The organism is Synechococcus sp. MIT S9452, from assembly GCF_047304245.1.
Lineage (GTDB): Bacteria > Cyanobacteriota > Cyanobacteriia > PCC-6307 > Cyanobiaceae > RCC307.
This window is the reverse complement of sequence record NZ_CP138956.1, coordinates 161,946-171,259: the sequence shown is the minus strand read 5'-3', so window position 1 is coordinate 171,259 and position 9,314 is coordinate 161,946. Positions and strand designations below refer to the sequence as shown.

The following is a 9,314-nucleotide window of genomic DNA, read 5'->3' as shown; positions in this document are numbered from 1 at the left end:
GGTACCTCGGATGGGGTGACTTCAGGCGGCGAAGCCACCCGGATGCCGGGCGACTTTACTCTGCAAGCCCCAGAACCCAAAACCCGGGCCCATCAAGTAGCGCTGGGCACATCAGTTCCGATTAGCGGACGTCATAACGAGTGGAGAGTCCTTCCTTTGGATGGCCCAACAGTCCACCCCAATCGTTCCCCCCACCGACGGCTGCGAGCGCTACCAGCAGGCCCGTCAGAAGCCTGCCCTGCGCGAATCCAGCTACCGCAGTCCCAGCCTGCGCATGCTGAGCTCGTTGGACCCAACCCATCCCAGGGTTCTGCTCAACGACATTTGAGAAACGGAGCCGGATCTTGATCTCTCCGGTGCCGCACCGGAATCGGCGGTCCTTGGCCTGGGCCCTGCAATGACGCGGTGTCCTCCAAGGCCTGCCGCAACAAGCGGGCGGCATGAACCCCCATATCGCGAGGAACGCTGATCCGATCCCGCAAGCTGCGCAGGCCACGCTCGGCACCAGCGGTTGGTTGACAGGCCGTGCCCTGAGTCAATCGGCTCAAAGCGCAGCGCAAGCTGAAGTCATCCAATCCCTTGTGTTGCTGCAGCAGCACCGCCCGGTGCCGCAGCACACGGCCCAAAGCTTCAGCCGCTGCACCGCTCTGCTCCGCTTCGCTGGCATCGGAGAGCCCCTGCCAGGGGCCTTGATCAATCCGCTGCGACCACAGGGCCGCTTGTTGGCTGCGATTGGAATAGCAGCCGCCCATTTGCGGCGGCAAATCATGGGCATGGGTGTGGTGATCGCTGCGGGTGCCGCGGTAGGTGCTGCGGCCATCAAGGCCCTGAAACCAGCGATCCAAGGCGGGCCAATGGCGCCGCAACTCATAGCCCTTGTAATAAAGAAGGCTGCTGTTCATCCGTTCCACGTAGGGAACGAAGATCAGATCAGCGCTGCTGAAGCTCTCCAGAAACCAGGGGCCGTCATGGCGCTCGAGGGCCTGGCTCACCCGCTGCATTTGGCCCTCAAACAGTTGCTGGCCTTGGGCTTCATCGCCGGGATAACAAAGCCAGGTGCACCACGCCCGAAACAGATCCCGCTCCAGCTGGCGCAGCTCCAACATGCGGGGATGCTCCAAGGGGACCCCCAGGGGGCCAAAGGCCGCTTCCAACACCAGAAGAATGCGATCGCTTTCGGTGATCAGCTGTCCATCAATGGCCAAGGCGGGCAACATCCCTGATGGCACCAGACGTTTGAACCAGGCTTCCTTCTCGCCGTAGCAAAACATCGTGACTTTCTCGATGCGATACGGCACCTGCTTCTCTTCGAGCCACAGCCACACCTTTTGGCAATAGGGGCACCAAGCGTGATGGTCGCGGTAGAGCACCACCCGCACCACGTCTTCGCTGCGGCCAAACAAACGCAACCTGGCCTGGGCATTCGTGGGGCCCTCCACCCGATCACTGGCGGGCGGCGCCAGGGCCTCGAGATCAGCCCAAGCCATGGGCTGATCAGGCTCTATAGCGAGATGTGAGGAATCGGTCATCAAGCGAATCCAAGCCGAAACAGGATGACTAAAAAGACAAAGGACCCGGCGACGAAGCCCCCGTCGGCCATGAGCCTCCTCGCCACGTGGACGCTCCGAAGAAGCCCCCGGCCTCGCTGGGGGTTTCTTTGTAGGCGCGCGTCAGCTCAGCTCACCGGCCAGCTTGGCAAACACGCTCAAATCCCCCAGGTCAGCCTCCTCGGGCATGGGGAATTTGCGTAGCGCCAACACCATCAACAGCAGCGACTGGGCCGACAGCAGCACCGATGCCACAGGCGCGGACCACAGCCCCAACCACCAGCCGAACAGCAACAGGGGCAGCAGCAGCGTGAGGCCAATGGCCTCAGGGCGCTGGAAGCAGAAAAACTCCTTAAATCCCAAGCCGGCCAAGGCGGCAAAGAAGGGGCCCACCAACCAAATCCAGACCGGCTGATCCACCAACTGCGGCAGCATCGACGCGGCACCAGCGCGGTAGGCCAACAGCCCAAAACCAGCACAGCCGAGCAGCCAAAACAGCTGCAAGGTCCGGTGCAATGGCACTAAATAGATGTGAACCCAGCGCAGGGCACCGCCCAAACCGGCAGCCATCAACAGCAACCAGGGCCAGCACCAGCTCGGCCCGAGCCATCGCCACTGCACCAGCAACGCCACCTGGGCCAGCGCCACCAACAACAAGCTCAACCGATAGGCCAACACTTCACGGCGATGCTCCCCCGTCACCGTGTAGGGGCCATAGACACCTTCGTAGACAACCGGAGCGACGCTCATGTCTCCATTGTGGTGGGAATTGGCCAGCTCACCAACTGCTGCAAGGCGGCGCCATCCATCGGTCCAGCCGGCACCAGAGCAGAGGGCCGCAGGGGGAACAGCGCTCCGAAATAGTCGGTGCGCCATGCCAGCGGATCACAGGTCTCCAGCACCCCCGGCAAATCCAGGAAACGGGCCCGCCACTGCCACAGCGCCGGGAAACTCCACAGCGGCTGACGGCTACAGCCAAACAGCGGGGCATACACCTGCTCCCAACGGATCAAGGTGGGAAACAAGCGCACATCCGCCAGCGTCAGTTGCGCGCCACACAGCCATGGCCCATGGGCCGACAGGCTCTCCTCCAGGGCTTGGAGGGCCGCAAAAAGCGCGGCCTCAGCCCGCCCATAGGCGGGTTGGGTGCGGGCAAACCCGCAGCGATAGACGCCGTCGTTAAGGGAATGCTGCAACTGCTGCGACCACTGCTCAATAGCCTCCAGCAGAGGCTTCGGTTCCAAATCCATCGCTGAGCCGGGCCAGCGGTTGAGCAGCTGCACCAACTCCGCACTCTCATTGCTGAGGATCACCGGTGAGAGCGATTCGCTGCCTGGATCGAGCAACAGCGGCACCGTGGCGCGCTGCTGCGGGTTGGCCCCAGCCAAGCGATAGAGCTCCTGCAAGCTGCGGCAGCCCAACAGCGGCTCAGGAAAGACCCAGCGCCCAGCCTGGGGATCGGGCTCCACCAACACCAGAGCCACGGCATCAGCCAGGCCACAGAGCTGATGCACCAGGCGGGTGCGATGGGCCCAAGGACAGCTGCGGCCAATGATCAACAGCGGACGTTGAACGGTTGTGGTGCACTGCTGCAGCAATGGCTCGAGTGGGCGTCCAGCGAACTGAGATGGCCGGCGCTGATAGTTGCCCTCCGCATCAGCCTGAGCCAAGCCATCCATCAGGCGTTGCCATTGCCACCACCAGAGACAACGGGCCGTGGCCACCAGCTGGGGAGGAATCGTCATGCTGATGGCTCAAGGCGGTAGACATCCCCTCGCCGTTGCCGAGAGGTGGGAATGGCAGCCCGAGCTGCCGTGATTTGATCGAGATCCAGCTCGGCGTGGACTACCTCCTCACCGATGCCCGCCTCCGCCAGGATGTGGCCCCAGGGATCCACCACCAGCGAGTGACCATAACTGGGGTAATCACTCGAATCCTGCGGGGGCCTGGCGCTGCAGCAGGCCAGCACAAAACACTGGGTATCAACGGCGCGCGCTCGCATCACCAGATGCCAATGCAATGGCCCCGTGGTGGTGCTGAAACCCGCCGGGCAAGCGATCACATCACAGCTCAGCTGCTGCTGCATCAGCAGCGCCAACTCCGGAAATCGAATGTCGTAGCAGATTTGCAGGCCAAGATTGGGCGGGGTTGCAGCACCACTGTTCAGGGGATCGCCCACACCCGAGAGAACGGTGATCTGATCGCCCGCCGTCAGGCTGTCTGACTCATGGAAGTGGATTCCACCGGGAATATCCACATCAAATAGATGCATCTTGCGGTGCTTGGCCAGCAAACAGCCAGCGGGGCTGATCACTGTGGCTGTATTGAAAATGCGCCGATCACTGCTGCATTCCGGAATCGAGCCAGCGATCACGCTGACCCGATGGCTGACAGCAAAGTCGGCCACCAGCTTGAGGGACTCTGAGGGCCCATCGCGCAGATCAGCACCAAGCTCTGGAATGGGCTCGGCAAACTCGGCGAAGCGCTCCGCCTGATAGGGCGAATTCCACACTTCAGGCAGCATCAACAACTTGGGCGTACGAGGCGTCCCCGCCTGAGTCATCGCCTGCTCGAGCCAATGGCGCACCTGTTGTCGATTGACCTGTGGCTCAGGGCTCACCTGGAACTGCACCAGAGCCACGGGCCAGGGCTGGCTCATGGTTGCCCTGCAGGCTGATGCAACACGGTGGTGGGCACACCCTCCACCCCGGCGTAGAACACCACCACCTCGACATCGTCAGCGCCAATGGCCTGGCCGGTATGCACCGTGTCGATCACCTCAACAATGGCCTCACCTGGCTGAAACACGCGGGTGGTGCCGTCCTTGAGGTTGAGCGCCAAGGTGCCGCGCAGGATCACCGCTGCATTGATGACGGGGTGCGTGTGCCAAGGCAGCACCACACCGGCTGGGATACCAATGCGCAGCACTTTCACCTGAGGCTGCCCACGGGGATACGAGGGCAAGGGCTGCCCGTCCCATTGCTGGCTTGCATTGGCCAGCTCCTCCACCGTGACGCCCAAATCAGCAGCACCATGGCCGTCGTGAGCCAATAACGGCGATGGCGACAAGCTCAACAGCAAAGCCAACGGAACAAACCGCATCAAAGGAGCCTGTCTGAATGAAGACTATTCAGTGCAGAGCTTGGTTCTTGGCTGCTTAAGCCATCTTTTGAATTTTGCGGGGGGAGCGTTGGCGGAACGAATTCCCCCCTCAGCCCACGGGGCTTGCTGTGGACCTCAGTGGAAATTCGCACCGTTTCGATGTGAAAAACGTTCTTTGGGATACCGGAGCAGCAAGCTTCAGGGGCTTCTCAGTGAGTTCTCAGATCTTGCCGATGACTGAGCAACTGGCGACAACAATGCGAACTAAAAGAGTAGAAATGTCTGTACTTCTCCCCATTGTTCGGTTTTGTCGTCGATGCCACATTTCAGCGGCTGATTGTCTCGCTAACTGAAGAAGTAAGGCCTGTTGCAACGGGTCTTCAACATGGGCACTGGCACCTGTGAGCAGCGGGTGCTTTTTATTGGGATTTATCGTTCTGTTGCTGTCGCATCAACCAACGCCGATCAGCCCACTGGGTCAACACGTAGACAGCAACAAACATCGGCAAATAAGCCACCCACATGTTGCTCAGCTCCAGGCCGCTGTTATTGATCAGCACCAAGCCTGAATAACTCAACAGCCCATAAATCCCGGCGCGGCGAATCGCGCCAATGGCTTTGGATGCGCCCGGTGCCATCTGTTGAATCCGAGGACGCCAAACCTACGGGAGATCAAGCCAGGCTGACAGCGGAAGGAGGCGCGGTCAGGCTGTGATTGTCAGGAGCCCCCCATGCGCCACTGGATGACACTGCTTCTGGGCGCATCCGCGCTCATCCTGATGCCCCATTCAACGCAAGCTGCGCAGAACTGCGGGCCCGATGCCCGTTGGGTTCAAACCGGAGCAGCCCTGGGCGCGGGCTATTGCCAACCGAACGGACGCCGTGATCATCAGGTTTGTGCCATTGGCTATCACTACGCCGGCGAGGGCATCTGCCGCCGCAATGGTGATTGGTGGGGTGGCCGCCGCCCAATCAATTGGGGGCCTGAATACCGTCCTGGCCGAGCCGATGGCAGCGTGAGCTTCGAAGGCCCCAATGGTGGAAAGATCCGCGTGCGCTGGTAACTCCCGCATGCGCTTCCAAGCGCGCCATCGATAGCCACCATGAGGCAAGAAGTTTTGTCGGCATGCGCATACCTCTCGTCGTCATGGCCTCACTCCTGCTGGCCAGCCCGGCCAGCGTGTTGGCGCAACCTGATTTGGTGAACTGCGAAGACTTCGGCTTCGACGCGCCGATGAGCTGCCTTGATGGCGTGCAGCCCACGGCTGGTCCAGTGCCCAGCGAGGCCGACATGGCCGAGCCCGCCGGACCCGACGGTTGGGACTTTGGCGATGAACCGGGGGTAACCCCTGGATTGCTGATGCCGTTTTGAGCTCCAATCCAGCGCAGGGGTTGTCGCCAACTCACGCAAACGCGCTGATCGTCGGCCTCAGCCTGGTGGAGCGCGCTGCTGACACCGGCAATGTCAGCCCAAAGGAGTTGCCTCTCCAAGCACCAGACAATCCGCTAATGGAGTGAGGCATGCGCCCTACGAGCCCAACAGATGCAGGGCAATGCGGCGGGATGATCCCTGCCCGCGCCATTCACACAGATACACGGCCTGCCAGATGCCGAGTTGTAGGCGCCCGCCGACCACACTCAGGCTCAAGGTTTGGGATGTCAGTGCTGTTCTGATGTGGGCCGGCATGTCGTCAGCGCCTTCATCGTCATGGCGGTAGCGGTGATACCCCTCCCGCTCCCCCAGGGAATTCACCCCGATCTGAGGGGCGACGCGACGCATCCAAGCCGCCAGATCCTCCAACACGCGGGGATCGGCGTTTTCGTTGATCGTTAACGACGCACTGGTGTGCAAGCAGGTGAGGTGCAGCACGCCCACACCGATGCCAGTGGCAGCAATCCACTGATTCAGCTCTGGATCAATGCGCTGGAAACCCTCACCACGGGTGAGCACCTGCATCTCCTCATGGGCCTGCAGGAGGACGGCTTGCGGAGCCATTCAGCTGATCGAAGGACTGCCTCCAGCCTGATCCTCGGTGGAGCACTGCAACAGGCCTTGGGCGGTGGGGTCCTGGGCACTGAGCCGCGCCAAAATCCGCTGTTGGTCAACGGGGGAGAGCTCCCCATCGGCAGCCCACTTGAGGCTGGTGTCGTCGTGACGGATGGAATCCATGTCAGCGTTCTCTGACAGTGTCGAAAATTTAGGGGCTCAGGGCCGCAGCCGCAATGCACTCCATTGCTCATCGCGACGCCATGACTGCCTCAGATGCGGGTGCTGGCCTAGGTCCAGCTGCTCCACTCGCTCAACCTGAAGGCGCAACAACTGGAAATGTTCTGGGATCTCTGCTTCAGCCGATAGCTCCTCCTCAAACTGATCACTGGGCTGCCACGGGCGCCCAGGAGCCGGCCAGGCCCATAGGGCACGCCCAGCCGGGCTGAGTTGTTGCCAATGGCGCTGCCTCTCTGGAGCTGCGTCAACTGCGCTGGGTTGCCAGAGCCCCCGCAACCGGAATTGCTGCTTGGCCTTTGGCATCAGCCAACAGATTTCAAAGGCCGGCTGCCTCTCCAGCTCCGGCGCCTTGGCACTGCGCGCATCGGTCAACAGATCCAATTGATAAGGCCCACCCCAACCGCGAAACACCAGGGTTCTCACCCGCGGCGTGCCATCGAGGGCCACAGTCGCCAGCTGCAACCAGCGGGCGGCAGGGGAGCGCCCCTCCCGCTGTTGAGCCGCGCGAATCAACGGCCGCCAAGGTGGCAAAGGCGAGGCCATGGCTACACCAGATAGGTCGATCACTGCACCATGGCGCAGGCCCAACAACCATTGACGCCTGAGGAGGTCAGCGCGCTGTTCCCAGCCGCCACACCCCGCAGCAACATTGCGCGCTATTGGCCCTACATCAGCTCAGCCCTTGCCGAGGAGAGCATCGGAGATCGCGCCATGGCCTTGCTGGCGTTGGCCACGATCCGAGCCGAAAGCGAAGGCTTTGAACCGATTGATGAGCACCCCTCGGCATGGAACACCGCTCCAGGAGGCCATCCCTACGGGTTTTACGACGAACGCCGGGATTTGGGCAACCTCGGCTCTGGCGATGGTGAAGCCTTTCGCGGCCGGGGCTTTGTGCAGCTCACCGGACGCGATAACTACGCCCGCTACGGCGAGCAAATTGGCGTTGATCTGCTGAAGCGCCCAGACCTAGCCAACGAGCCAGAAGTGGCTGCACACCTGCTGGCTTGATTTCTCAAAGAGCGTGAAGCACCCTTACGCCATGCCCTGGCCAGTGACAACTTGGCAGCCGCCAGACGCCTGGTGAATGGAGGGCAGCATGGGCTGAATCGCTTCAGCGACACCATTCGCCGCGGTCAGCCAGCCAGCGTGGCAAGCACCCGCAGCACCTGCGACACCGGAGCCATCGCCGGACTCTCTCAGCAAGTATTGGATCGCCTTGAAACGCAGGGCGCCTTGGTGGCCGTTGCGCACCCTCTGATCCAACTGGAGGGCGCCCACAACAACGCCTGGCTGCAACCCCAGGCCGCCAAGGCTCTGATCGCGGCGGTTGAAGAGCGCGGCGAACCGTTGGTGATCAACAGCGCCCTGCGCACGCCGATGCAACAGCACCTGATTCACCAACAAGCGCAGCGCAGTGAATGCGGCATTCAGGCGGCAGCACCTCCCCCGTTCAGCAACCACAACAGCGGCCTCGCCATTGACATCGAAGATGCCAGCAGCTGGCGCCCCTATCTCGAGCGGCACGGCTGGCAATGGCTCGGAGCCTGGGACCCTATGCACTTTGACTACGCAGCTGGGGGTGTCGACCTTGGGGGCGCTCAGGTGCTGGCCTTTCAGCAGCTCTGGAATGAGCACAACCCCACAGCTCCACTGGTCGAAGACGGACTGTGGGGACCGGCCACAGCCGCCGCTGTGGAACGCTCACCGGCAGCCGGGTTTCCCAGCAAGGCATGAGCACTGGCTTTGGCCCCAAGGGCTATTGGGATCAGCGTTTTGCCAGCACTGGCTTTGTCTATGGAGAGCAGCCCAACGATTTCCTCAAGGAGCACGCCTTTGGACTCAAAGCTGGCCAAGCCCTTTGCTTGGCTGAAGGAGAAGGCCGCAATGCGGTGTTTCTCGCCGAGCTTGGGCACCAGGTCTGCGCCCAAGACATCAGCCCGGTGGGGCTAGGCAAAGCCGAGGAACTGGCGCAGCGACGGAGCGTCAACATCCACACCCTCTGCTGCGATCTAGCCGCGTTTCATCCCGAACCAGCCAGCCTTGATCTGATCGCAGCGATCTGGATGCACCTGGAGCCCGAGCTAAGGGCCACGGTGCTGCAACGGGCCGTTGAAGCCTTGCGGCCAGGGGGACACCTGCTGATCGAGGCCTATAGCCCCAAGCAGCTGGGATTCAGCAGCGGCGGGCCAACGCGGCGGGAGCTGTTGATCGATGCAGCCCAGCTGCAGCACGAGCTCGCAGCCTTGAAACCCTTGATCCTGCAAGAGGTCGAACGGGAGATCGCTGAAGGCAGCGCCCATCAGGGGCCTAGCGCCGTGGTGCAATTTTTCGGCCGCAAACCGTAGCGGTCGCTACCAAAAACTGCTATTCTTTTCCCACGTTGATCCCTAAGGGGATGCAGCTCGATTCCGGTCAGGCAACGGGGGCTGGAGCGCTGT

At 61.9% G+C, this 9,314-nt stretch carries 15 protein-coding genes; 6 read left to right on the top strand and 9 right to left on the bottom strand.

Going from position 1 to position 9,314, the window contains the following annotated elements; translation table 11 throughout:
• The first annotated feature begins 160 nt into the window (after positions 1–160).
• Entirely contained in the window at positions 161–328 is a 168-nt protein-coding gene (locus SIB46_RS00815; protein ID WP_413296659.1) for a hypothetical protein, read from the top strand.
• On the opposite strand, the gene SIB46_RS00810 is transcribed toward SIB46_RS00815, so the two are convergent.
• From SIB46_RS00810 to SIB46_RS00785, 6 genes are all read right to left on the bottom strand, one after another.
• Positions 315–1,487 carry a glutathione S-transferase family protein gene (locus tag SIB46_RS00810; RefSeq protein ID WP_413296658.1) on the bottom strand — a complete coding sequence of 391 codons (1,173 nt, stop codon included), beginning with the start codon at positions 1,485–1,487 and terminating at the stop codon, positions 315–317. The genes SIB46_RS00815 and SIB46_RS00810 overlap by 14 nt on opposite strands.
• Before the next feature lie 183 nt (positions 1,488–1,670).
• Positions 1,671–2,297, bottom strand: coding sequence for a DUF2301 domain-containing membrane protein (locus tag SIB46_RS00805; protein WP_413296657.1), 627 nt, complete (start codon positions 2,295–2,297; stop codon positions 1,671–1,673).
• A complete protein-coding gene (locus SIB46_RS00800; RefSeq protein ID WP_413296656.1) occupies positions 2,294–3,292 on the bottom strand; it encodes a glutathione S-transferase C-terminal domain-containing protein in 999 nt (332 codons plus the stop codon). The genes SIB46_RS00805 and SIB46_RS00800 overlap by 4 nt, the downstream gene beginning before the upstream one ends.
• Positions 3,289–4,206 (bottom strand): carbon-nitrogen hydrolase family protein, encoded by a 918-nt coding sequence (locus SIB46_RS00795; RefSeq protein WP_413296655.1) that lies wholly within the window; start codon positions 4,204–4,206, stop codon positions 3,289–3,291. Before SIB46_RS00795 ends, SIB46_RS00800 begins: the two co-directional genes overlap by 4 nt.
• Complete coding sequence (locus tag SIB46_RS00790) at positions 4,203–4,649, bottom strand: cupin domain-containing protein (protein ID WP_413296654.1); 447 nt, start codon at positions 4,647–4,649, stop codon at positions 4,203–4,205. The genes SIB46_RS00795 and SIB46_RS00790 overlap by 4 nt, the downstream gene beginning before the upstream one ends.
• Positions 4,650–5,068: 419 nt before the next feature.
• Entirely contained in the window at positions 5,069–5,287 is a 219-nt protein-coding gene (locus SIB46_RS00785; RefSeq protein WP_413296653.1) for a hypothetical protein, read from the bottom strand.
• 141 nt (positions 5,288–5,428) lie between these two features.
• Here SIB46_RS00785 and SIB46_RS00780 point away from each other — a divergent pair, with 141 nt between their 5' ends.
• Together SIB46_RS00780 and SIB46_RS00775 are read left to right on the top strand one after the other, a co-directional pair.
• Entirely contained in the window at positions 5,429–5,713 is a 285-nt protein-coding gene (locus tag SIB46_RS00780) for a hypothetical protein (protein WP_413296652.1), read from the top strand.
• 83 nt (positions 5,714–5,796) lie between these two features.
• Entirely contained in the window at positions 5,797–6,021 is a 225-nt protein-coding gene (locus SIB46_RS00775) for a hypothetical protein (RefSeq protein WP_413296651.1), read from the top strand.
• A 156-nt stretch (positions 6,022–6,177) separates the two neighbouring features.
• On the opposite strand, the gene SIB46_RS00770 is transcribed toward SIB46_RS00775, so the two are convergent.
• Genes SIB46_RS00770 through SIB46_RS00760 form a run of 3 tightly spaced genes read right to left on the bottom strand, consistent with a single transcriptional unit; the run spans position 6,178 to position 7,419 of the window.
• The gene (locus SIB46_RS00770; RefSeq protein WP_413296650.1) at positions 6,178–6,645 is read right to left on the bottom strand and encodes a secondary thiamine-phosphate synthase enzyme YjbQ; all 468 of its coding nucleotides are present in this window, start codon (positions 6,643–6,645) and stop codon (positions 6,178–6,180) included.
• Positions 6,646–6,819 (bottom strand): hypothetical protein, encoded by a 174-nt coding sequence (locus SIB46_RS00765; protein ID WP_186547707.1) that lies wholly within the window; start codon positions 6,817–6,819, stop codon positions 6,646–6,648.
• A 36-nt stretch (positions 6,820–6,855) separates the two neighbouring features.
• Positions 6,856–7,419: a pyridoxamine 5'-phosphate oxidase family protein gene (locus tag SIB46_RS00760; protein ID WP_413296649.1), complete on the bottom strand. Its 564-nt coding sequence runs from the start codon at positions 7,417–7,419 to the stop codon at positions 6,856–6,858.
• Positions 7,420–7,449: 30 nt separating this feature from the next.
• On the opposite strand from SIB46_RS00760, the gene SIB46_RS00755 reads away from it, so the two are divergent.
• The 3 genes from SIB46_RS00755 (at position 7,450) to SIB46_RS00745 (ending at position 9,221) form a co-directional block, all read left to right on the top strand.
• Positions 7,450–7,884 (top strand): glycoside hydrolase family 19 protein, encoded by a 435-nt coding sequence (locus tag SIB46_RS00755; RefSeq protein ID WP_413296648.1) that lies wholly within the window; start codon positions 7,450–7,452, stop codon positions 7,882–7,884.
• A 72-nt stretch (positions 7,885–7,956) separates the two neighbouring features.
• A complete protein-coding gene (locus SIB46_RS00750) occupies positions 7,957–8,610 on the top strand; it encodes a M15 family metallopeptidase (protein ID WP_413296647.1) in 654 nt (217 codons plus the stop codon).
• A complete protein-coding gene (locus SIB46_RS00745; RefSeq protein ID WP_413296646.1) occupies positions 8,607–9,221 on the top strand; it encodes a class I SAM-dependent methyltransferase in 615 nt (204 codons plus the stop codon). Before SIB46_RS00750 ends, SIB46_RS00745 begins: the two co-directional genes overlap by 4 nt.
• The last annotated feature ends 93 nt before the right edge of the window (positions 9,222–9,314 follow it).

Coding starts and splice junctions, on each gene's coding strand:
- SIB46_RS00815 (WP_413296659.1), top strand. CDS start 161: ATGGCCCAACAGTCCACCCCAATCGTTCCCCCCACCGACGGCTGCGAG.
- SIB46_RS00810 (WP_413296658.1), bottom strand. CDS start 1,487: ATGGCTTGGGCTGATCTCGAGGCCCTGGCGCCGCCCGCCAGTGATCGG.
- SIB46_RS00805 (WP_413296657.1), bottom strand. CDS start 2,297: ATGAGCGTCGCTCCGGTTGTCTACGAAGGTGTCTATGGCCCCTACACG.
- SIB46_RS00800 (WP_413296656.1), bottom strand. CDS start 3,292: ATGACGATTCCTCCCCAGCTGGTGGCCACGGCCCGTTGTCTCTGGTGG.
- SIB46_RS00795 (WP_413296655.1), bottom strand. CDS start 4,206: ATGAGCCAGCCCTGGCCCGTGGCTCTGGTGCAGTTCCAGGTGAGCCCT.
- SIB46_RS00790 (WP_413296654.1), bottom strand. CDS start 4,649: ATGCGGTTTGTTCCGTTGGCTTTGCTGTTGAGCTTGTCGCCATCGCCG.
- SIB46_RS00785 (WP_413296653.1), bottom strand. CDS start 5,287: ATGGCACCGGGCGCATCCAAAGCCATTGGCGCGATTCGCCGCGCCGGG.
- SIB46_RS00780 (WP_413296652.1), top strand. CDS start 5,429: ATGCCCCATTCAACGCAAGCTGCGCAGAACTGCGGGCCCGATGCCCGT.
- SIB46_RS00775 (WP_413296651.1), top strand. CDS start 5,797: ATGGCCTCACTCCTGCTGGCCAGCCCGGCCAGCGTGTTGGCGCAACCT.
- SIB46_RS00770 (WP_413296650.1), bottom strand. CDS start 6,645: ATGGCTCCGCAAGCCGTCCTCCTGCAGGCCCATGAGGAGATGCAGGTG.
- SIB46_RS00765 (WP_186547707.1), bottom strand. CDS start 6,819: ATGGATTCCATCCGTCACGACGACACCAGCCTCAAGTGGGCTGCCGAT.
- SIB46_RS00760 (WP_413296649.1), bottom strand. CDS start 7,419: ATGGCCTCGCCTTTGCCACCTTGGCGGCCGTTGATTCGCGCGGCTCAA.
- SIB46_RS00755 (WP_413296648.1), top strand. CDS start 7,450: ATGGCGCAGGCCCAACAACCATTGACGCCTGAGGAGGTCAGCGCGCTG.
- SIB46_RS00745 (WP_413296646.1), top strand. CDS start 8,607: ATGAGCACTGGCTTTGGCCCCAAGGGCTATTGGGATCAGCGTTTTGCC.